The organism is Mesorhizobium neociceri (genome assembly GCF_013520985.1).
GTDB lineage: Bacteria > Pseudomonadota > Alphaproteobacteria > Rhizobiales > Rhizobiaceae > Mesorhizobium > Mesorhizobium neociceri.
This window is the reverse complement of the sequence record NZ_JACDTY010000018.1, coordinates 1-19,772: the sequence shown is the minus strand read 5'-3', so window position 1 is coordinate 19,772 and position 19,772 is coordinate 1. Positions and strand designations below refer to the sequence as shown.

The 19,772-nt window shown below is 63.6% G+C and carries 21 protein-coding genes and 1 pseudogene; 12 read left to right on the top strand and 10 right to left on the bottom strand.

Annotated features, from left to right (window positions below; translation table 11 throughout):
* Positions 1-35: 35 nt before the first annotated feature.
* A complete protein-coding gene (locus H0241_RS27350) occupies positions 36-1,379 on the top strand; it encodes a chloride channel protein (RefSeq protein WP_181060895.1) in 1,344 nt (447 codons plus the stop codon).
* A 74-nt stretch (positions 1,380-1,453) separates the two neighbouring features.
* On the opposite strand, the gene H0241_RS27345 is transcribed toward H0241_RS27350, so the two are convergent.
* The 3 genes from H0241_RS27345 to H0241_RS27335 all read right to left on the bottom strand — a co-directional run bounded on the left by H0241_RS27345 (position 1,454) and on the right by H0241_RS27335 (position 3,064).
* On the bottom strand, positions 1,454-1,957 hold the full coding sequence (locus tag H0241_RS27345; protein WP_181060894.1) for an invasion associated locus B family protein: 504 nt from the start codon (positions 1,955-1,957) through the stop codon (positions 1,454-1,456).
* Positions 1,958-2,272: 315 nt separating this feature from the next.
* Positions 2,273-2,635 (bottom strand): YkvA family protein, encoded by a 363-nt coding sequence (locus H0241_RS27340; RefSeq protein ID WP_181060893.1) that lies wholly within the window; start codon positions 2,633-2,635, stop codon positions 2,273-2,275.
* Between the two features lie 132 nt (positions 2,636-2,767).
* Positions 2,768-3,064 carry a 4a-hydroxytetrahydrobiopterin dehydratase gene (locus tag H0241_RS27335; RefSeq protein WP_181060892.1) on the bottom strand — a complete coding sequence of 99 codons (297 nt, stop codon included), beginning with the start codon at positions 3,062-3,064 and terminating at the stop codon, positions 2,768-2,770.
* Between the two features lie 104 nt (positions 3,065-3,168).
* On the opposite strand from H0241_RS27335, the gene H0241_RS27330 reads away from it, so the two are divergent.
* Entirely contained in the window at positions 3,169-3,681 is a 513-nt protein-coding gene (locus H0241_RS27330) for a low molecular weight protein-tyrosine-phosphatase (protein WP_181060891.1), read from the top strand.
* Here H0241_RS27330 and thpR read toward each other — a convergent pair.
* Both thpR and H0241_RS27320 read right to left on the bottom strand, forming a co-directional pair.
* Positions 3,585-4,181, bottom strand: coding sequence for an RNA 2',3'-cyclic phosphodiesterase (gene thpR / locus H0241_RS27325; protein WP_181060890.1), 597 nt, complete (start codon positions 4,179-4,181; stop codon positions 3,585-3,587). The genes H0241_RS27330 and thpR overlap by 97 nt on opposite strands.
* 137 nt (positions 4,182-4,318) lie before the next feature.
* Positions 4,319-4,963: an arylesterase gene (locus tag H0241_RS27320; protein ID WP_181060889.1), complete on the bottom strand. Its 645-nt coding sequence runs from the start codon at positions 4,961-4,963 to the stop codon at positions 4,319-4,321.
* 85 nt (positions 4,964-5,048) lie between these two features.
* Here H0241_RS27320 and H0241_RS27315 point away from each other — a divergent pair, with 85 nt between their 5' ends.
* The 4 genes from H0241_RS27315 to H0241_RS27300 all read left to right on the top strand — a co-directional run bounded on the left by H0241_RS27315 (position 5,049) and on the right by H0241_RS27300 (position 10,102).
* Positions 5,049-5,744, top strand: coding sequence for an ABC transporter ATP-binding protein (locus H0241_RS27315; RefSeq protein WP_181060888.1), 696 nt, complete (start codon positions 5,049-5,051; stop codon positions 5,742-5,744).
* Between the two features lie 185 nt (positions 5,745-5,929).
* On the top strand, positions 5,930-8,428 hold the full coding sequence (locus H0241_RS27310) for an ABC transporter permease (RefSeq protein ID WP_210285102.1): 2,499 nt from the start codon (positions 5,930-5,932) through the stop codon (positions 8,426-8,428).
* A gap of 239 nt (positions 8,429-8,667) precedes the next feature.
* Positions 8,668-9,408: a Bax inhibitor-1/YccA family protein gene (locus tag H0241_RS27305; RefSeq protein WP_112560076.1), complete on the top strand. Its 741-nt coding sequence runs from the start codon at positions 8,668-8,670 to the stop codon at positions 9,406-9,408.
* 118 nt (positions 9,409-9,526) lie between these two features.
* On the top strand, positions 9,527-10,102 hold the full coding sequence (locus H0241_RS27300; RefSeq protein WP_181060886.1) for a GNAT family N-acetyltransferase: 576 nt from the start codon (positions 9,527-9,529) through the stop codon (positions 10,100-10,102).
* 136 nt (positions 10,103-10,238) lie between these two features.
* Here H0241_RS27300 and H0241_RS27295 read toward each other — a convergent pair whose 3' ends face one another.
* The 3 genes from H0241_RS27295 to acnA all read right to left on the bottom strand — a co-directional run bounded on the left by H0241_RS27295 (position 10,239) and on the right by acnA (position 15,035).
* On the bottom strand, positions 10,239-10,625 hold the full coding sequence (locus H0241_RS27295) for a DUF2794 domain-containing protein (RefSeq protein WP_181060885.1): 387 nt from the start codon (positions 10,623-10,625) through the stop codon (positions 10,239-10,241).
* A 588-nt stretch (positions 10,626-11,213) separates the two neighbouring features.
* Positions 11,214-11,993: a DUF1223 domain-containing protein gene (locus H0241_RS27290; protein WP_181060884.1), complete on the bottom strand. Its 780-nt coding sequence runs from the start codon at positions 11,991-11,993 to the stop codon at positions 11,214-11,216.
* 351 nt (positions 11,994-12,344) lie between these two features.
* Positions 12,345-15,035, bottom strand: a complete 2,691-nt coding sequence (gene acnA / locus H0241_RS27285; protein WP_181060883.1) for an aconitate hydratase AcnA — start codon at positions 15,033-15,035, stop codon at positions 12,345-12,347.
* Positions 15,036-15,320: 285 nt separating this feature from the next.
* Here acnA and ccmA point away from each other — a divergent pair, with 285 nt between their 5' ends.
* The 4 genes from ccmA to H0241_RS27265 all read left to right on the top strand — a co-directional run bounded on the left by ccmA (position 15,321) and on the right by H0241_RS27265 (position 17,633).
* Complete coding sequence (gene ccmA, locus H0241_RS27280; protein WP_181060882.1) at positions 15,321-15,926, top strand: heme ABC exporter ATP-binding protein CcmA; 606 nt, start codon at positions 15,321-15,323, stop codon at positions 15,924-15,926.
* A 193-nt stretch (positions 15,927-16,119) separates the two neighbouring features.
* Positions 16,120-16,785, top strand: coding sequence for a heme exporter protein CcmB (gene ccmB / locus H0241_RS27275; RefSeq protein ID WP_181060881.1), 666 nt, complete (start codon positions 16,120-16,122; stop codon positions 16,783-16,785).
* Positions 16,786-16,890: 105 nt separating this feature from the next.
* Positions 16,891-17,058 (top strand): heme exporter protein CcmD, encoded by a 168-nt coding sequence (ccmD, locus tag H0241_RS27270; RefSeq protein ID WP_181060880.1) that lies wholly within the window; start codon positions 16,891-16,893, stop codon positions 17,056-17,058.
* The gene (locus tag H0241_RS27265; protein WP_181060879.1) at positions 17,055-17,633 is read left to right on the top strand and encodes a DsbE family thiol:disulfide interchange protein; all 579 of its coding nucleotides are present in this window, start codon (positions 17,055-17,057) and stop codon (positions 17,631-17,633) included. Before ccmD ends, H0241_RS27265 begins: the two co-directional genes overlap by 4 nt.
* Before the next feature lie 190 nt (positions 17,634-17,823).
* Here the strand turns inward: H0241_RS27265 and H0241_RS27260 are convergent, their stop codons facing one another.
* Positions 17,824-17,991 carry a hypothetical protein gene (locus H0241_RS27260; RefSeq protein ID WP_181060878.1) on the bottom strand — a complete coding sequence of 56 codons (168 nt, stop codon included), beginning with the start codon at positions 17,989-17,991 and terminating at the stop codon, positions 17,824-17,826.
* A gap of 287 nt (positions 17,992-18,278) precedes the next feature.
* On the opposite strand from H0241_RS27260, the gene H0241_RS27255 reads away from it, so the two are divergent.
* Together H0241_RS27255 and H0241_RS27250 are read left to right on the top strand one after the other, a co-directional pair.
* Entirely contained in the window at positions 18,279-19,199 is a 921-nt protein-coding gene (locus tag H0241_RS27255) for an SMP-30/gluconolactonase/LRE family protein (RefSeq protein ID WP_181060877.1), read from the top strand.
* 165 nt (positions 19,200-19,364) lie between these two features.
* On the top strand, positions 19,365-19,571 hold the full coding sequence (locus H0241_RS27250) for a tautomerase family protein (RefSeq protein ID WP_027055155.1): 207 nt from the start codon (positions 19,365-19,367) through the stop codon (positions 19,569-19,571).
* 42 nt (positions 19,572-19,613) lie between these two features.
* On the opposite strand, the pseudogene H0241_RS27245 reads toward H0241_RS27250, so the two are convergent.
* A pseudogene (locus tag H0241_RS27245) lies at positions 19,614-19,772 on the bottom strand (IS630 family transposase); the annotation flags it as partial.

The following is a 19,772-nucleotide window of genomic DNA, read 5'->3' as shown; positions in this document are numbered from 1 at the left end:
TGTGCTAGGGCTGGGCTTCGATCACGAGGACAGACATGGCCGGCACATCGCGACGATATCCCATGCTGCGGCGCTCGCGCGCCATGTGGGGGTCGCGGCGCGTTTGGCAGCCGCGGCTGGTGTTCTGGGCCGGCGCGATCTCGATCGGACTGATCAGCGTGCTGTTCGCGATGCTGGCCGACCAGGCGCAGGCGCTGTTCCGCCTCGTTACCGGTGACGACGGCGGCTGGCGCTTCTATTTGCCGCTCGTGATGACGCCGCTCGGCTTCGTGCTGTGCGCCTGGCTTGCCTACTCCTTCTTTCCGGGCTCGCAGGGCAGCGGCATTCCGCAGGCGATCGCCGCGCGCCACCTGCGCGACGACGAGGATCGCAGCCATATCCTGTCGCTCAGGCTGGTGGTGGGCAAGATCGCGCTCACCGTCATCGGCCTGTTCTGCGGCGCCTCGATCGGCCGCGAAGGCCCGACGGTTCAGGTCGGCGCCTCGGTGATGCTGCAGGTGGCGCGCTGGGGCGGCATGGCGCAGGCGCGCGGCCTGATCCTCGCCGGCTCGGCCGCCGGCATTGCGGCGGCCTTCAACACGCCGCTCGCCGGCATCGTGTTCGCCATCGAGGAGATGGGCCGCACCTATGAGGCGCGCACCAACGGGCTGGTGTTGACGGCGGTGATCCTGGCCGGTCTCGCTTCGCTGGGCCTGGTCGGCAACTACACCTATTTCGGCATCGCCAAGGAGACCATTGCCTTTGCCGCCGACTGGCCGCTGGTGCTGGCTTGCGGCATCATCGGCGGCGGACTCGGCGCGCTGTTTTCGCTGCTGGCGCTGAAGGCGACGCGGCGGATCCGGCGCTGGAACACCGGCCAGCCGTTGCGCTGCGCGCTGCTGGTGGCGGCCGTCTGCGGGCTGGCGGTAGCAGCGATCGGCATCGCTTCCGGCGGGCTGACCTACGGCACCGGCTATGCCCAGGCGCGCAGCGCCGTCGAAGGCGCGCCGCTGCCCTGGTTGTTCTTTGCCGAAAAATTCGCGGCCGGGCTGCTGTCGATGATCTCAGGCATCCCCGGCGGCATTTTTGCGCCGTCGCTGGCGGTCGGCGCCGGTATCGGCAGCACGCTCGGCCTCATCTTCGGCGCCGGCACAGGCGTTGCGGCGCTACTCGGCATGGCCGGCTATTTCGCCGGCGTCGTGCAGGCGCCGATGACGGCCTTCGTCATCATCCTCGAAATGACCGGCAACCACGACAATGTCATTGGGCTGATGTGCGCTTCGATGCTCGGCTACGGCACGGCGCGGCTGATCTCGCACGAGCCGCTCTACCACGCGCTGTCCCGCGTCTTCATCGCCGAGGCTATCCGGCGCCGGCGGGCGGAGGCATCACCCAACTGAAGTGGCAGTTCGTCAAAAGCAAAGGCCGGACCTTGCGGCCCGGCCTTCATTCAAATTCCGTCAGGCCAATTGGCCTACTTGCACTTGGCAATGGACGTCAGCGCGGCCGAGATGCCTTTCAGCGAAAACACATAGGTCGTCGTGTTGCCGCGGCCGGACTTCGCCGACACCTTCATGTCGGTGCCGGTCTTCATGGCGGCGATCAGCACCGGCTCTTCGGCTGCGTTCTCCACCCAGGCCGACTTGCCGCGGGTGAACATCGAGAACGACTTCTTGTCGATGGTGACGGTGGCCTTGGAGCCTTCCTGGAAGGTGTAGCCGGCGATGAATTGCGGCTCGTAGGACACTTGCTGGCCCGGCCGCTGGCTGACGAAGAAGAACATGTCGCCATGGTCGAGCGTCGGTGGCTGCTTGTCGGTCGGCACGGTCAAGACGTAGCAGACCTTGCCGCCCTGCGCCTGATAGCTGTAGGTGCCCCAGGCGTTGTGCTGGCCGATCTTGGTCGCCTGCTGCGCCAGCGCCGGCGCTGCAAAGGCCACCAGGACCAGGCTCGAGACTAGTGCAATCAATCCGCGCATCGTTTTTCCCGTATTCCAAATGGTGCGGGGGCAGGCCGGCTTGGCGTCCTGCCCGTCGCTTCATTTTGATTTAATCTGGGTTACCAAACGGTGAATTTCCCTCGGAAAAGGACATTCACCCATGGAAACCACCGCCATTTCCGCGCCGCTTCTTGAAAAACGGCTTTCGCAATGTCCCTTCGTCGACTTGGAGGCCACGAAAGCGGCAAGAGTTTGACTTTTTCAACGGCCGCAGCGGAACCCGAAGCCGGGCCGCTATCGCCCTGTTTGAGCGCCGGATTTCTTCTGAACCAGTTGCCAATGCGGCGGCCGATTTCAGCTCTTGTCGGCAATCGCCTCCTTGGCGGCCTTGCGGTGTGCTGGGGTGATATGGGCGCTGACGGCAGTGATCGCGGCCGTCAGTACGGCGATGTCGTCGGTGAAGCCAAGACCGAAGACGAAATCGGGGATGACGTCGACCGGCAGCACGAAATAGCCGAGCGCCGCGAGCAATATGCCCTTGGCGCGCAAAGGCGTCTTCTTGTCGAGCGCGCAGTAATAGGCGGCGACCACCTCTTCCATGAACGGAATCTGCCGGGCGGCCCTCTTGGCCGTGCGCCAGAATTTGGCGCGCACTTCGCTTTCATCGCCCAGCTTGCCGCCGAAGCCGAAGAAATCAAAACCAGGTTGTTGCGCCATCAATGTCTCCCTTGCAGACCGTCGCGCAGCGTGTTGCGCGCGGCTGCCAGCGGAAAATGTGGTGGAAGTGCAGGTCCGCTACAAGAGGACGGCGCCGATTTCCTGGCGCCGGCGCGTTACAACGCCGGACGGTCAGCCGCCGAAATACAAGTTCATCTTCTTGGCCAGCGCGATGTCGAGCGCGGTGACGCCACCGGCATCGTGGGTGTTCAGCGTCACGTCCACCGTCTTGTAGACATTCGACCAGTCCGGATGATGGTCCATCTTTTCCGCCGCCAGCGCGACGCGGGTCATGAATGCGAAGGCTTCGGAAAAATTCTTGAAGACGAAGCTGCGCTTAATCGAAGCGCCGTCGGTAGCCAATGACCAGCCGCCCAGTTCGGCCAGGGCAGCTGCGATGGCGTCCTTGCCCAGTTTTTCTCTCGTCATGATGATTTCCCGTGCTATCCCAGATTTTGACCCTCACCATAATGCAGGTCGCCCGAAAGTGCTTTGCGTTTTGGGGTTCCAAATGCACAAACGGCGCATATCGAATGAGCGTGAAGCCGATAAATTCCATACTGTTTGTCTGTCTCGGCAACATCTGCCGCTCGCCCTTGGCTGAAGGCGTGTTTCGCGCCGTGCTGGCGGAACGCGGCCGCGACATGGTGCTGGATTCTGCGGCGACCGGCGGCTGGAATCTCGGCCAAGCGCCCGACCCGCGCTCGATCGCAATTGCGGCCCGCCACGGCATCGACATTTCCGGGCAGCGGGCTCGCAAGGTCAGGCCGGAGGATTTTGCACGCTTCGACCTGATCCTCGGCATGGACCGGCAGAATGTCCGCGACCTCAGAGCGATGGCGCCGGCCAATGGCGGCGAACGCATCCATCTGCTGGCCGAGTTCGCGCGGGGACAAGCCCGCGATGTGCCGGATCCCTACTACGACGGGGAGGAAGCCTTCGCTTCGGTCTACCGCATGATCCGCGAAGCGTCGGAGGCGCTGGCAAAGCTGCTCGAAGCGCGCGCATCGGCGCCGGACAGCGGCCAGGCCTCCTCGACGATGTAGGGGCCGCCACCGACCGAATCGCGCGACGACATCAGCACGAAACGGCCGACACGGAATGGCAGCGTCGAGAAATTGCCGCGTGCCGACAGATATTGCGCGACATCGAGCGGGCTCGAATTGCGCAGGCGCGCCAGCGTCACATGCGGCGTGAACTTGCGTGGATCGGCGGGCAGCCCAAGCCGCTGGCAGATGCGGTCGATTTCGCCTTGCAGGGCGGAAAGGTCGGGCGAGGCGAAGACGCCGGCCCAGACTGCATGCGGCTTTTTCTGGCCGAAAGCGCCGACGCCGGAGAGCGTGAGCGAGAAGGACGGGCGGTGAACCCGGTCGAGCGCGTTGGCGATCTCGTCGGCGACATGGCCTTCGACATCGCCGATGAAGCGCAGCGTCATGTGGTAGTTTTCGACATCGATCCAGCGCGCCCCGGGCAGGCCACCCCTGAGCAGGGACAGCGAAAGAGCGGCGTCACGCGGTATTTCGAGGGCGGTGAAAAGACGCGGCATGGTGAGCCTCCCTTCCTCGAATCGAACTATGCCCCTACCGAATCATCGATATTCAAGCGGGGCAAGTGGTTTCTTGGTCGCAGGCTTTCCCTAATGTTTCCCTCACGGAAGGTTGCGCCAGAAGCGAAAATCCCGCTTCAGGCTCCGCCCTCGACCGCTGCAATCGCCTTCTCCACCGTGGGCAGGATGCGCTCGACCATGCGGTCGACGCCCTTGGCATTGGGGTGCAGGCCGTCCTCAAGCTGAAACCCGCTCTCGCCGGCAACGCCGTCGAGAAAGAACGGATAAAGCGGCACATCGTATTTTGCGGCCAGCTTCGGATAGATCGCGTCGAACGCGGTCTGGTAGTCGGCGCCAAGATTGGGCGCGGCGCGCATGCCGGCCAAAAGCGCGGCGATCTTGCGCGCTTTCAGCTTCGCCAGCATCTCGTCCAGGTTCTTTTCCGCAATATCGGGCGAGACGCCGCGCAGCATGTCGTTGGCGCCGAGCTCGAGGATGACGAGCTTGGTGCCGTCCGGCACCGACCAGTCGAGCCGCGCCAGGCCACCGCTCGTCGTATCGCCGGACACGCCGGCATTGGCGACGGTGACGTCATGGCCCTTGGCGCGAAGGGCTGCCTGCAATTTGTCGGTAAAGCCTTCGCCGGGACCGAGGCCAAAGCCCGCCATCAGACTGTCGCCGAAGCCGACGATGGTGAACGTCTCGGCGCGCGCCGACGAAATGGCGCCGCAAATCGCGGAGAAAAGGATCAGCCCTGCGGCAATCGAGCGTTTGAAAGACATGCGGCAGGCCCCATATGATCAAGAATTCTTCCGGCAACGGCTTCCGGCAAGCAGAGCCTTCATCCTGATATAGGACGCTTTAATTGTGACAGAAGCCGTCATCGAGCTGAAAGACATATCCCTGACCCTCGGCCAAGGCGCATCGTCCGTGCATGTGCTGAAAGGCGTCAGCCTCGACGTGGTGCGTGGCGAGGCGACCGGCATCGTCGGTCCTTCGGGGTCCGGCAAGTCGACCTTGCTGATGGTGCTGGCCGGGCTGGAGCGGGTCGATTCGGGAACGGTGCGGATCGCCGGCGAATCGCTTAACGGCAAAAGCGAGGATCAGATTGCATCGTTTCGGGGCCGAAACATCGGCATCGTCTTCCAGTCCTTCCATCTCATTCCCAACATGACGGCGCTCGAAAATGTCGCGGTGCCGCTGGAGCTGGCCGGCCATGCCGATCCGTTCGGCGTGGCTGCGCGCGAGCTTGCGGCCGTGGGCCTGAGCGACCGCGTCACCCACTATCCCGGCGAATTGTCCGGCGGCGAACAGCAGCGCGTGGCCATTGCTCGCGCGCTGGCACCGGCGCCGCGCATTCTCATTGCCGACGAACCGACCGGCAATCTCGACCAGGCGACGGGGAGGCAGGTTGCCGACCTTCTGTTCGCCAAGGCGGCCGAGCGCGGCATGACACTGGTGCTGGTCACCCATGATCCCGCCCTTGCGGCGCGCTGCTCGCGCCAGGTGTCGATGCGCTCGGGCCGCATCGAGGATGCGCCTCTGCTCAAAGTGACGGCCTAACCATGGCGGAAAAGACCCCCTCATCCGGCCCTTCGGGCCACCTTCTCCCCGCTGGGGAGAAGAGGCTGACGCCGGCGCTGGTGACCTCTTCTCCCCTGGGGGAGAAGGTGGCCGCGAAGCGGCCGGATGAGCGGGTGACCTGGCTCCGAACCCTGAAACTCGCGTTCCGCTTCTCGCTGCGCGAGATGCGCGGCGGGCTGTCCGGCTTCATGATCTTCCTCGCCTGCATCGCGCTCGGCGTTGCCGCGATCGGCGGCGTCAATTCCGTGGCGCAGGCGATCACCGCCGGGGTCGCCGATCAGGGCCAGACGCTGCTTGGCGGCGATCTGCGTTTCCAGATCAACCAGCGAGATACGACGCCGGCCGAAAGCACCTTCCTCGATCGCCTGGGTGCTGTGTCGCACAGCGCCAACATGCGCTCGATGGCGCGGCTGGAAGACGGCTCCGACCAGGCACTGGTCGAGGCCAAGGCAGTCGACGACGCCTACCCGCTCTATGGCGTCCTGGACACCGAGCCGCAGCTTGGCAGACAGGACCTGTTCGGCGAGAAATCAGGCGTCTTCGGCGCCGTCGCACCCGACCTTTTGTTCAACCGGCTCAATGTGAAGATCGGCGACCGGCTGAAGCTCGGCAGCGCGACCTTCGAGCTGCGCGCCAGGCTGGTGAGTGAACCGGATGCGGTGTCGGACGGTTTCGGCTTCGCGCCGCGGCTGATGGTTTCGACCGCAGGCCTTGCCGCGTCCGGCCTGATCCAGCCGGGCAGCCTGGTCGAGAATGCCTACAAGGTGCGCCTGCCGGCGGGCGCCAGCGAGGCCGATCTCAAGGCCATCCAGGATCGCGCCGCGAGCGATTTCCCCGAAGCCGGCTGGTCGATCCGCACGCGTTCCAACGCCGCACCGGCACTATCCTCCAACATCGAGCGCTTCTCGCAATTCCTGACGCTGGTCGGGCTGACGGCACTGGTGGTCGGCGGCGTCGGCGTGGCGAACGCGGTGCGCGCCTATCTCGACGGCAAGCGCGGCGTCATCGCCACCTTCAAGAGCCTTGGCGCCTCGGGCGGGTTTGTCTTCACCGTCTACCTCGTGCAGATCCTGATGATCGCCGGCCTCGGCATTGTGCTCGGTCTCATTCTCGGTGCCGCCATGCCGTTTGCGGCCAGCGCGGCGCTCCAGTCGGTCATTCCGGTGCCGGCGGAAGGCGGTTTCTATCCCGGCGCGCTGGCAATGGCGGCGCTGTTCGGGCTGCTGGTGACGCTGGCTTTCGCGCTGTTGCCGCTCGGCCGCGCCCGCGACGTGCCGGCCACCGCTTTGTTTCGCGAAATGGGGTTTGAGGGCCGCGGCTTTCCGCGCCTGCCCTATCTTGCGACAGCGATCGGCATCGCGCTCGCTTTGGCGGCTTTGGCCATCCTGTTTTCCGGTGACCAGCGCATCGCCTCGATCTTCGTTGGGGCTACGATCTTCGCCTTTCTGGTGCTGCGCCTCGTCGGCGCGCTGGTGCAATGGGTGGCGCGCAAAAGCCCGCGCGTGCGCTCCGTCGCGCTTCGACTTGCCATCGGCAACATCCATCGGCCCGGCGCGTTGACGCCATCCGTCGTGCTGTCGCTGGGGCTCGGGCTGACGCTCCTGGTGACGCTGGCGCTCATCGACGGGAATCTCAGGCAGCAGATCTCCGGCAGCCTGCCGGAGCGGGCGCCGAATTTCTTCTTCGTCGATATCCAGAACGGCGACGTCGACGCCTTCTCGACACTGATCGGCAAGGAAGCGCCCAAGGGCACGCTGGTCAAGGTGCCGATGCTGCGCGGTCGGGTGATGGCGCTGAACGGCGTCGATGTCGACAAGGCCAACGTGCCGCCGGAAGGCGCCTGGGTGCTGCGCGGCGATCGTGGCCTGACCTATGACGCCAAACAGCCGGCCAACGCGACATTGACCGAAGGCAGCTGGTGGCCGGACAATTATACCGGCGAGCCGCTGGTTTCGTTCTCCAACGATGAAGGCAAGGCCCTCGGGCTAAAACTCGGCGACACCGTCACCGTCAATGTGCTGGGCCGCAATGTGACGGCCAGGATTGCCAATTTCCGAGAGGTGCAATGGGAAACGATGGGCATCAATTTCGTCATGGTGTTCTCGCCCAACACCTTCGCCGGCGCCCCGCATGGCTGGCTGGCGACGCTGAGCGAGAAGGATGCCACGGCAGCAGATGATGCCCGCCTGCTCAACGCCGTCACCCGCGCTTTCCCGGCGGTGACGACAGTTCGGGTCAAGGACGCGCTCGACGTCGTCAACCGGCTGGTCGGCCAGCTCGGCACGGCGATCCGGGCTGTGGCCGGCGTGGCGCTGATCGCTTCGGTGCTGGTGCTGGCCGGCGCGCTCGCCGCCGGCAACCGCGCTCGCATCCACGATGCCGTGGTGCTGAAGACGCTGGGCGCCACGAGGCGGACGCTGATCACGGCGTTTTCCCTCGAATACATGCTGATTGGGCTCGCCACCGCGGTGTTCGCTCTTGTCGCCGGCGGCATCGCGGCATGGTACATCGTTGCCCGTATCATGACGCTGCCGTCGCATTTCATGCCGGAGGTGGCGGTGGCGACCTTGGTGTTTGCGCTGGTGATCACGGTCGGCATCGGCCTTGCCGGGACATGGCGGGTGCTCGGCCACAAGGCGGCGCCAGTACTGCGCGACCTCTAGGTTTCAAGCGGCAAGCCGGCCGAATCCCGCCGTTTCCGATTAAATCTTGGTAATGCAGCGGTCGCGAACGCCTGGAAAACCGGCTTCCGGCGATTCACGAGGCGTTGCAGGCCGTTACGGTCTTGTTCTTGACGTCAAGAACCATCATATTTCGCCACAGGCATGCTGGAGCCCCGCCAGCGGCGCCCAGGTCCGGAAGGGCCTGACACCGTACGGGGCAGAAGCAACAGAGGATTCCAATGGCTGAGCCCATTCGCAATTACCAGACTTCGGCCGTACCCGGCGCACGCGCCGACATCGACCAGGGCCTGCGCAGCTATATGCTGAAGGTCTACAATTTGATGGGGCTTGGCCTCCTCATCACCGGCATCGCCGCCTGGGGCGCTTTCCAACTCGCCGTCACCGGCGACGGACAGCTGACCGCTTTCGGCACGCTGATCTACGCCAGCGCCTTCCGCTGGGTGGTCATCCTGGCCCCGCTCGCCGCCGTCTTCTTCCTGTCGTTCAGGATCCAGTCGATGAGCGTGGCTGCTGCGCAGACGACCTTCTGGGTCTATTCGGGCCTGGTCGGCTTGTCGCTGTCGACCATCTTCCTGGTCTACACCGGCGCCTCGATCACCCAGACCTTCTTCGCCACGGCGGCCGCCTTCGGCGGACTGTCGCTCTATGGCTACACGACCAAGCGCGACCTTTCGGCGTTCGGCTCGTTCCTGGTCATGGGCGTGGTCGGCCTGGTGATCGCCATGCTGATCAACATCTTCCTGCAGTCGTCGGCGCTCGGCTTCGCCATCTCGGCGATTGGCGTGCTGATCTTCGCCGGCCTCACCGCCTATGACACGCAGACCATCAAGGAAATGTACTACGAAGGCGATCAGGCCGACGTTGCCGGCCGCAAGGCGATCATGGGCGCGTTGAGGCTCTATCTCGACTTCATCAACCTGTTCATGTTCCTGCTGCAGTTCATGGGCGATCGCCGCTAAGCGGTCTCCATCCAGGCAACTGGACCAGCTGATATCGAAAGGGCGGCCCAACGGCCGCCCTTTCCTTTTGTGCCGTCCTTTGCTGTGATGGCAGGCAGATGAATCGTTTGCACAAATTATGAGCACTATTTCCATACGCGCGGCCCTGGAGGGCGACCTCGACCGAATCACAGAGATCTACGCCGATGCGGTGACGCATGGCACGGCGAGCTATGAACTGGAGCCGCCCGGCCGCGCCGAGATGGGCGCGCGCTTCGACAGCCTGACGGGTGGCGGCTTTCCCTATCTGGTGGCGGAAAAGGATGGAGCATTGCTTGGCTACGCCTATGCCGCCGCCTTCCGGCCGCGCCCGGCCTACCGCTTCATCGTCGAGGATTCGGTCTATGTCGCGCCTGACGCCAAGGGCCAGGGCGTCGGGCTGATGCTGATGCAGGCGCTGATCGAGGCCTGCCGTGTCGCGGGCTTTCGCCAGATCGTAGCTGTGATCGGCGACGGCCATGCCGACAGCGCCTCGGTGCGGCTGCATGAAAAGCTCGGCTTTCGCCATTCCGGCCGCCTGGAAGGATCCGGTTACAAGCACGGGCGCTGGCTGGATACGGTGTTCATGCAGCTGTCGCTGAATGGTGGGGCAACGATCCCGCCCGATTCGAATTCGCTGCCGGAGCGGAAATTTCGCGAGGGCCCGAGGAGATGAGGAATTGAGGAGTTGAAGAACTGGGGAATTGAGTATCTGAAGAGCTGAGAACAACGGGCGGCGGTTATATCGGCCGTCAGGTGCCCCTTTTCTTCAACTCTTCAGTTCTTCAATTCCCCAATTCTTCAGTTCCGCGTCAAGCCTGGACAATCTTCAGTTTAGCATCGAAGACGCCGAGGACGCGGCCGAGTTCCTGACCGCGCTTGAGGATGCGGCCGCCGGCGGCGATGACGGCGAAGGCGCCTTGCCGGCGCGCCAGTTTCGGGTCTTTGACGATCTGGAACAGCGGCACTTCGCTGGCCCGGCGGAAGACCGAAAACACAGCGCGATCAGCGAGATGATCGATGGCATAGTCGCGCCATTCATTGGCGGCGACCATGCGTCCGTAGAGTCTCAGGATCTCATCGAGTTCACGCCGGTCGAAGCGAACCGGCTGGTCGAGGCGTTCGCGTCGCGCCTCGTGCAGCGGGATCAATATTGCGGATGCGTCCCCATCCTCCGTCCCACCGCTGCGATCGGTCATACCGCGATCCCTTTAAAAATGAATCTCGCTTGCAGAAGTTGGCGTGTTCGCGGTGGAATTGCAAGACCCGGCTAACCATCCCGGGGCTGCGCTGTTTTCGCAACGTCCAGTCACTTTTTTGAAACGCGGTGTTTGAATTGGTGATGCTTTGCCACATTCCTGCCTTATTTTATCCGCGCTCATGCCCCAATGTCCGACGAATTTACCGGCGTTGCCTGAGACGGTTCGGTCCGGCACCGGCTCGTAAACCCCAAGCCCCCCGCCCACGGGTCTGCGTCGGATCGAACCAACCTCGGACTTTCCTTAGGGAGAGACCGGGTGCGACGATCCCAAAACCTAAATGACCGACGTCAGAAGCAAGCTGACGTCGGTTTTTTTGTTTTTGGCTGGGTGAAGAATTTGCCGAACGGCTTGCGGTGTCAATTTGCGGGCGCATCCCCCTCACCCGGATTGCCAACCGAATTGCGAAGAGCAATTCGGGGGCAATCCGACCTCTCCCCGAGGGGAGAGGAGTTCGCGCCGGCGCTGGTTCAGCCTCTTCTCCCCTCGGGGAGAAGGTGGCCGCGAGCGGCCGGATGAGGGGGCCTCTTACGGCTTGTGAATAAACGCCGCCCCCAGAATAGGCCCCGGCAGGCCGTCCTTGCCGACCGATTGCAGCAGCACGGCGCAGCCGCCTTTCTTGACGATCTCGGTCATCGGCAATTCGTAGCGCTGCGCCTTGCCGTGCCACATGCCGGCGGTCTGGATGCCGGAGACGGCGTTCCAGTAGGTCATGCTGCGGCCGGTGTTCTCGCCCTTGGCGATGGTGACCGTCTGTGGCGGCTCGAAATAGACGATGACGACATGGGCGTCGCTCGGGCCGCTGCCGGCGTCGCCGGTATCGATCATGACGCGGTCGCTGGTGCGGCTGACCTTGATGCTGACCCGCATGCCTTCGCCGGACTTTTCCATGCGGGCAAGCGCGCCGTCGACTTCCCTGCGGCTGGCGCCGTTGACATGGCTGCGGCCGTTGATGACGGCTTGCGGCGTGTAGACCGAGCGCGTGCCGAAGGCGCGCATATAGTCATATTGCCGGTCGGTGTTGTCCTTGTTGCTCAGCGTGTCCTGCCAGCCGAGATAGTCCCAGTAATTGACGTGGTAGGCGAGCGCGACGACGTTGTCCTTGGCTGCCAGCTCGGCAAAGAAAGCGTCGGCCGGCGGACAGGAATTGCAGCCCTGGCTGGTGAACAGCTCGACGACGCCCAGGGGCTTGTCGCTCTGCGGCTTGTCTGCCTGAGCGGTGCCGGGCTCCTCGGCAAAGCCGCTCCCGGCAAGCGCCGAGAAGGCCAGCGCAAAAGCCGCAAGCCGCAGAATTTGTCGAGGTGCCATGGTCGTTCCGATTCCCGCCGGTGACGCCGGCCTTGTTCTGGTTGCCCAGATTTGTGGCAGAAGCGACAGTCAACGGGAAGTCACGTTGCGGTGAAATTTTTGGCCACGCAACCGCAGCTACGGCCGCAACAGGGCGGAGCACTTCACCGCCCGGTTCGATCCGGAGAACGGCATCAAGAGCTTGTGAGAAATTTTGTTGATCCCGGCCGGTTTTACTGCGGGCAGACAAGGCGGAACTTTGGTCCCGCGCAGTCAATGCTTTGGAAAGACTGGGAAGTAGGCAGTAGGCAGTAGGCAGTAGGCAGTAGGCAGTAGGAGGCCCCTATTCCCTACTGCCTACGCCCTATTACCCTAAGCAGCCAGATCGCGCAGCACGTATTGCAGGATGCCGCCGTTCTTGAAGTAATCGAGTTCGTCCAGCGTATCGATGCGGCAGATGATCGGCACGTTCTTCACCGTGCCGTCACCATAGGTGACCTTGGCGATCATGGTCTGGCGCGGCTTGATGGTGCTCAGGCCGTCGATCTCGACCATCTCGTCGCCCTTGAGGTTGAGCGAGGCCCACGACGTGCCTTCCTCGAAGACGAAGGGGATGACACCCATGCCGACCAGGTTAGAGCGATGGATGCGCTCGAAGGACTGGGCGATGACGGCGCGGACACCGAGCAGGTTGGTGCCCTTGGCCGCCCAGTCGCGCGAGGAGCCGTTGCCGTACTCAACGCCGGCGAAGATAACCAGCGGCACGCCTTCCCTCTTGTACTCCATCGCCGCGTCGTAGATCGATTCCTCTTCCTTCGACGGGTAGTGGATGGTGTAGCCGCCCTCGCGGCCGTTCTCGCCCAGCATGTGGTTGCGGATGCGGATGTTGGCGAAGGTGCCGCGCATCATTACCTCATGATTGCCGCGCCGCGTGCCGTACTGGTTGAAGTCGGCAACGCCGACGCCGTGGTCGGTGAGGTATTTGCCGGCCGGGGAAGCGGCCTTGATCGAACCCGCCGGCGAGATGTGATCGGTGGTGATCTTGTCGCCGAACAGGCCGAGCACGCGCGCGCCCTTGATGTCACCGATCTTGCCGAAACCGGCGGTCATGCCGGCGAAATAGGGCGGGTTCTGTACATAGGTCGAATTGTCGTCCCAGGCATAGGTCTGGCCTTCCGGCGCCTTGACGTTCTGCCAGTACTCGTCGCCCTTGAAGACGTCGGCATATTTGCGGGCGAACAGCTCGCGGGTGACATTCTTCTCGATGAACTCCTGGATCTCGGCCGAGCTCGGCCAGATATCCTTCAAGTAGACCGGCTTGCCGTCGCGGCCCTCGCCGAGCGGCTCGATGGTCAGGTCCTTGGTGACGGTGCCAGCCAGCGCATGCGCGACGACCAGCGGCGGCGAGGCCAGGTAGTTCGCCTGCACATCAGGCGAGACGCGGCCTTCGAAGTTGCGGTTGCCGGAGAGCACCGCGGCAGCGATCAGGCCCTTATCGTTGATGGTTTTCGAGATCGGCGCCGGCAGCGGGCCGGAATTACCGATGCAGGTGGTGCAGCCGAAGCCGACCAGATTGAAGCCGATCTGGTCGAGCTCCTTCTGCAGGCCGGATTTTTCGAGATATTCGGCGACCACCTGACTGCCCGGCGCCAGCGACGTCTTCACCCACGGCTTCTGCTTGAGGCCAAGCCGGTTGGCGTTGCGCGCCAAAAGGCCGGCGCCGATCAGCACGCTCGGGTTCGAGGTGTTGGTGCAGGACGTGATGGCGGCGATAACGACGTCGCCATGGCCGAGATCATGGTCGGTGCCTTCGACGGCATAGCGCTTGTGGATTTCGGCTGATTTCTTGTACTCGGTCTCCATCGCCTTGGCGAAGCCGGCCGGAATGCCTTCGAGCGCAACGCGGCCCTCGGGGTGCTTGGGGCCAGCCATCGACGGCACGACCTCGCTGAGTTCAAGCTCGAGCAGGTCGGTGAAGACCGGGTCGGCCGAGCCGGTGTCGCGCCACATGCCTTGCGCCTTGGCGTAGGCCTCGACCAGCGCGATGCGGCTTTCCTCGCGGCCGGACATTGTGAGATAGCGGATGGTCTCGCCGTCGACCGGGAAGAAGCCGCAAGTGGCGCCATATTCGGGCGCCATGTTGCCGATGGTGGCGCGGTCGGCCAGTGTCATGTTGGAGAGGCCGGGGCCGAAGAACTCGACGAACTTGCCGACGACGCCCTTCTTGCGCAGCATCTGGGTGACGGTGAGCACCAGGTCGGTCGCGGTGACGCCTTCTTTCAGCTTGCCGGTGAGGCGGAAGCCGATGACTTCGGGCAGCAACATGGACACCGGCTGGCCGAGCATGGCCGCCTCGGCCTCGATGCCGCCGACGCCCCAGCCCAGCACGCCAAGGCCGTTGATCATGGTGGTGTGCGAATCGGTGCCGACGCAGGTGTCGGGGTAAGCGGTGGTTTCGCCGTCCTCGGTGTTGGTCCAGACAACCTGTCCGAGATATTCGAGATTGACCTGGTGGCAGATGCCGGTGCCGGGCGGCACGACGCGGAAGTTGCGGAACGCCTGCTGGCCCCATTTCAGGAACTTGTAGCGCTCTTCGTTGCGCTCATATTCGAGCTCGACATTCCTGGCAAAGGCCATCGGCGTGCCGAATTCGTCGACGATGACCGAATGGTCGATGACGAGGTCGACCGGCACCAGCGGGTTGATCTTCTGCGGGTCGCCGCCGAGCGCCTTGAGGCCGTCGCGCATAGCGGCCAGATCGACCACCGCCGGAACGCCGGTGAAGTCCTGCATCAGGACGCGGGCCGGGCGATAGGCGATCTCGACGCCGGCAGTGCCCTTGTCGGTCAGCCAGCCGGCCACCGCCTGGATCGATTCCTTGGTGACGGAGCGGCCGTCTTCGTTGCGCAAAAGGTTCTCCAGCAGCACCTTCATCGAATAAGGCAGCTGGGCGATGCCGGTGAGGCCGTTCTTCTCGGCCTCGACCAGATTGTAATAGACATAGTCCGCGCCACCCACGGTGAGGGTGCGGCGGCAATTGAAACTGTCGAGGGATTTTGACACGTGCGGTCCGTCCTTGTCTGTTCAGCCTGAAAGGGAACGGACGCCGATGGGCATGCAATCACGCGCAAAGGTGCGGGTACGGCCATTTCCGCTGTCCGCTCCCAAGCAACCCGAGCCGTTCAAGGCGGCGCGTGCGCTGGTTCGGCGCAAATTCTGTTCCCGTGCCGACCGCTGGCACGGATGACCCGCATATAGAGAATTTTCTGGAATAGTTCTAGACAGGCGACAGGCAAATTTGTGCGATGCGGCAGCTATCGCGCGGTAAAGTTTCCGGGACGGGCAGGCATGCGGCTGATTGCCGAAAATCTGGGCGGCGAACGCGGCGGCGAGACGGTCTTTTCCGGCATCGGTTTTGCGATCGAGAAGGGCCAGGCGCTGGTCGTCACCGGACCGAACGGATCAGGCAAATCAACGCTGCTCAGGGTCATCGCCGGGCTGCTGCCGAAAGCCGAAGGCGATGTGCGAATCGAGGGCGGCGGCGAGACGTTTCCGACGATCGCCTCGGCCTGCCACTATCTCGGCCATCTCAACGCGATGAAGACGGCGCTCAGCGTGACGGAGAATTTGCGCTTCTGGCGCGATTTCAACGGCGATGGGCCGCTGGGTGTAGAAGAGGCGCTGGAAACGGTCGGTCTCGGCGGCATCGGCCATCTGCCCTTCGGGTATTTGTCGACCGGGCAAAGAAGGCGCGCGGCGATTGCGAAATTGCTGGTCAGCCATCGGCCGCTGTGGCTGCTCGATGAGCCGACGGCGGGGTTGGACAAGGCTTCGGAGGCGCGCTTTGCGGGGTTGATGGCGAAGCATTGCGCGGAGGGTGGGATTGTTGTCGCGGCGACGCATCTGCCATTGGGGATCGAGGGGATGGAGTTGAGGATGGGGGAAACGGGTTGATGTCGGCACTAGGCACCCCCCTCTGCCCTGCCGGGCATCTCCCCCTCAAGGGGGGAGATTGGCAGCTTCTATGGCGCGACCATCTTTCAGCGCCGGAGATTGGCGAAGGCAATCGTGATGGCCGATCTCCCCCCTTGAGGGGGAGATGTCCGGCAGGACAGAGGGGGGTGCTCAAGCGCAGGCATCTCAAATCATGCTAGCCCTCTTCCTCCGCGACATCCGCCTCTCCATCCGTGCCGGCGGCGGGGCGCTCACCGGCGTCATCTTCTTCCTCGCCGTCATCGCCACAATCCCCTTCGGTGTCGGCCCCGACCTGAAGCTGCTCGCCCGCATCGGACCGGCGATCCTGTGGATCGGCTCTCTTCTCGCCTGCCTGCTCGGCCTCGACCGGCTGTTCCAGGCCGACCGCGAGGACGGTTCGCTCGATCTTCTGGTGCTCGGCAATGATCGCCACATACTGGCGCTGACGGTGCTGGTGAAGTGCCTGGCGCATTGGGCGGGCAGCGTTCTGCCGCTGGTGGTCGCCGCCCCTTTGCTCGGCCTGTTCATGAACATGGAGCCGCTCAGCATCGGCGCGACGGCGCTGACGCTGCTGGTCGGTACGCCGGCCATCACTTTCATCGGCGCCGTCGGTGCGGCGGTGGCGGTGGCACTGCCGCGCGGCGGGCTGTTGATTTCGGTGCTGGTGCTGCCGCTGACCATCCCGGTGCTGATCTTCGGGGTCTCGGCCAGCTACGGCGCGGTGGCCGATCCCGACCCATTCCTGCAGCCCTTCCTCATTCTTGCCGCGCTGACGCTGTTTCTTGCCGTGCTGGGGCCGGTAGCGGCAGCGCTGGCGCTGCGGCATGGAACGGATTGATGTGGCCGCTGCGGCGCCGCGGCCAATTGCGAAGCCGAAGCTGCAAAGCTATGGGAAGTCCATGATCGAGCACGGCGAAGTGACAGCGGAAGGGAAGCGGGCTGCATGAGCGCACACGCCCTTTATGTCACCGCCGCCTATGGCATTACGGCGATCGTGCTGGCCGGGCTGATCGGCTGGATCCTGCTCGACCAGCGAGCTCGCAAGCGCGAACTGGCGGAACTCGAAGCGGCCGGCGTGCGGCGTCGTTCGGACAAGGCCAGTAAGACATGACCACTGAAAGCGAAACGCCGGCGCCGCGCCGCCGCTTGATCGTGCTGTTGCCGCTGCTGGTTTTCCTCGGGTTGGCCGGTCTTTTCCTGTTGCAGCTTTTGTCGGGACGTGACGAAGCGGAAGTGCCGTCGGCGCTGATCGGCCTGCCTGCGCCGCAGACCAATCTGCCGGCGCTGGAAGGATCAAACCTGCCGGGGCTGGATTCGAAAACGTTCGCCGGCAAAGTGACGCTGGTCAACGTCTTTGCGTCGTGGTGCGCGCCGTGCCGGGAAGAACATCCGGTGCTTTTGGCGCTGTCGCAGGACAAGCGCTTCACGCTTGCCGCACTGAACTACAAGGACCAGCCGGAAAATGCGCGCCGGTTCCTCGGTGATCTCGGTAATCCGTTCCAGGCCATCGGCGTCGACGAAGCCGGCCGCACCGCGATCGACTGGGGCGTCTACGGCGTGCCGGAAACCTTCGTCATCGGCAAGGATGGCAAGATTGCCTACAAGCATGTCGGGCCGCTGACGGGGGAGTCAGCGAGAGATTTGTTGTTGCCGCAGATAGAAAAGGCGCTGGCAGTGCCGGGCTGACGGCGGCGCCAGGCCCCCTCATCCGGCCGCTACGCGGCCACCTTCTCCCCCAGGGGAGAAGAGACAGAGGCGTTGGTGCAAGCTCCTCTCCCCTTGGGGAGAGGTCGGATTGCCCGAATTGCTGTTGCAATTCGGTTTGGCAATCCGGGTGAGGGGTCGTGCCCCACAGTCGGACGGTCGTCTGAAAAGCTCAGCCGTAGATCTGCTTGTGGACCTGGTAGAGCATTTCCGAGCGGTCGGCGCGCAAATCGGCCAGATCGCGGCTCGTCAGGTTCTCGATCTCGGCGACGAGACGGTTGTAGTGCTTGCGCTTGGCCATCGAGGCACGTGCGCGGGAGAAGAGGTTGTCAAAAGCCATAGCAAGGGTCCTTTCGTGCCGCATACCAGCGGCGAATTGTTCCTCCCTTGACTTTACGCAGCATGACATAGGAATGGTGCGATGCAAAAAGAAGATGTTGCAATGCACCATTGCACAGGACGCATAGCCGGTTAATGCAGCGCTAAGAGCACCATGCCCGGCCGGACAGGCTGGCGAGCCAAAGCTGGCCGTATGCCTTTTGTCTTACAAATTGCGCATGCGCCATCTTGCCATCTCGCTCGCAGGCTGGCTTGATCCGCGCGTCACGTGATGCCGGGAGGAAATGCATGGCGACCGCAGACTATTACGAAATTCTCGATTCGCGTTTCGCGCGCCTGTTCAACGGCAACGCGCAGGTGGAAAAGCTGTTCACCGGGTGTCAGTGGGCGGAAGGGCCGGCCTGGTTCGCCGCCGGCCGCTATGTCGTCTGGTCCGACATCCCCAACAACCGCATGCTGCGCTATGACGAGACCGACGGCAATGTCAGCGTGTTCCGTCAGCCCTCCGGCAATTCCAACGGTAACACCGTCGACCGCCAGGGACGGCTGGTGACGTGCGAACATTCCGGCCGCCGCGTCAGTCGCACCGAGTATGACGGCTCCGTCACCACCATCGCGGCCAAATGGAAAGGCAAGCGGCTGAATTCGCCCAACGACGTCGTGGTGCGCTCGGATGGCTCGATCTGGTTCACCGATCCGAGCTACGGCATCGACACCGACTATGAGGGCGACAAGGCCGAGAGCGAGATCGGCGCCTGTTACGTCTACCGGATCGATCCTGATACAGGCGAGGTCGAAGCCGTCATCACCGACATGGTCCGGCCGAACGGACTTGCCTTCTCGCTCGATGAAAGCCAGCTCTATGTCGTCGACACCGGCCGCACCCATGGCGCGCAGAACCCGGCGCATATGCGGGTCTTCACCGTCGGCAAGCACGGCAAGAAGGTCTCGGGCGGCAAGGTGTTCGCCGACTGCACGGCCGGGCTGTTCGACGGCTTCCGGCTCGACGAGGCCGGCCGCATCTGGACCAGTGCCGCCGACGGCATCCATTGCTACGATCCCGACGGCACGCTGATCGGCAAGGTCAAGGTGCCGGAAGTGACCGCCAATTGCGTGTTCGGCGGCAACAAGCTGAACTGCCTCTACATCGCCGGCACGACCTCGCTCTACATGGTGCGGCTGATGGTGAACGGGGCCAAGACCTATTGAGGCTGCTGGAAACGCTTCTCTGGCAGCCTTTGACGACGTTTCTGCGCCTGCCTGCGGCGCCGGTCGCGCTGCGGCTGCCGGAACCGCCTCAATCGGGTTCGCCGGAGCGAATTTCGAAGCCGTCGGCCAGTGGCGGTATCAGGCATAATTCAAGGGGAGGACGTCATGCCATTCGTCAACATCCGCATCGTCAAGGAAGTGATCGCCGCCGATCCGGTGGGCAAGAAGGCTGACATCGCCAAAAAGGTCACGGCAGCCATCATGGACGCCACCGGGCTCGGCAATGACGACGTCTGGGTGGTGTTCGAAGAGGTCAACGCGCGCGACTGGTATGTCGGCAAGACCGATGTCGAGACGTTGCGGAAGGGGTAGGTCGGCTGCTGTAGTGCCGGCCTTGCGATAGGCTAGAGTCTTTCACGTTTTGATGGAAGCGTACCCGGCGTTTTCGAAGTAGTTCTTGCATTCGGCTGCCTCGATGGTTTCGACGAGGTGGCCGATGTGGCGCCAAGTGTCCTCGACGGTTCGCTTCTGGGCTTGGCGCATCCAGTGTTTGATCTTTGCGAAGGCCTGCTC

Coding starts and splice junctions, on each gene's coding strand:
- H0241_RS27350 (WP_181060895.1), top strand. CDS start 36: ATGGCCGGCACATCGCGACGATATCCCATGCTGCGGCGCTCGCGCGCC.
- H0241_RS27345 (WP_181060894.1), bottom strand. CDS start 1,957: ATGCGCGGATTGATTGCACTAGTCTCGAGCCTGGTCCTGGTGGCCTTT.
- H0241_RS27340 (WP_181060893.1), bottom strand. CDS start 2,635: ATGGCGCAACAACCTGGTTTTGATTTCTTCGGCTTCGGCGGCAAGCTG.
- H0241_RS27335 (WP_181060892.1), bottom strand. CDS start 3,064: ATGACGAGAGAAAAACTGGGCAAGGACGCCATCGCAGCTGCCCTGGCC.
- H0241_RS27330 (WP_181060891.1), top strand. CDS start 3,169: ATGAGCGTGAAGCCGATAAATTCCATACTGTTTGTCTGTCTCGGCAAC.
- thpR (WP_181060890.1), bottom strand. CDS start 4,181: ATGCCGCGTCTTTTCACCGCCCTCGAAATACCGCGTGACGCCGCTCTT.
- H0241_RS27320 (WP_181060889.1), bottom strand. CDS start 4,963: ATGTCTTTCAAACGCTCGATTGCCGCAGGGCTGATCCTTTTCTCCGCG.
- H0241_RS27310 (WP_210285102.1), top strand. CDS start 5,930: ATGCGCGGCGGGCTGTCCGGCTTCATGATCTTCCTCGCCTGCATCGCG.
- H0241_RS27305 (WP_112560076.1), top strand. CDS start 8,668: ATGGCTGAGCCCATTCGCAATTACCAGACTTCGGCCGTACCCGGCGCA.
- H0241_RS27300 (WP_181060886.1), top strand. CDS start 9,527: ATGAGCACTATTTCCATACGCGCGGCCCTGGAGGGCGACCTCGACCGA.
- H0241_RS27295 (WP_181060885.1), bottom strand. CDS start 10,625: ATGACCGATCGCAGCGGTGGGACGGAGGATGGGGACGCATCCGCAATA.
- H0241_RS27290 (WP_181060884.1), bottom strand. CDS start 11,993: ATGGCACCTCGACAAATTCTGCGGCTTGCGGCTTTTGCGCTGGCCTTC.
- ccmA (WP_181060882.1), top strand. CDS start 15,321: ATGCGGCTGATTGCCGAAAATCTGGGCGGCGAACGCGGCGGCGAGACG.
- ccmB (WP_181060881.1), top strand. CDS start 16,120: ATGCTAGCCCTCTTCCTCCGCGACATCCGCCTCTCCATCCGTGCCGGC.
- ccmD (WP_181060880.1), top strand. CDS start 16,891: ATGAGCGCACACGCCCTTTATGTCACCGCCGCCTATGGCATTACGGCG.
- H0241_RS27265 (WP_181060879.1), top strand. CDS start 17,055: ATGACCACTGAAAGCGAAACGCCGGCGCCGCGCCGCCGCTTGATCGTG.
- H0241_RS27260 (WP_181060878.1), bottom strand. CDS start 17,991: ATGGCTTTTGACAACCTCTTCTCCCGCGCACGTGCCTCGATGGCCAAG.
- H0241_RS27255 (WP_181060877.1), top strand. CDS start 18,279: ATGGCGACCGCAGACTATTACGAAATTCTCGATTCGCGTTTCGCGCGC.
- H0241_RS27250 (WP_027055155.1), top strand. CDS start 19,365: ATGCCATTCGTCAACATCCGCATCGTCAAGGAAGTGATCGCCGCCGAT.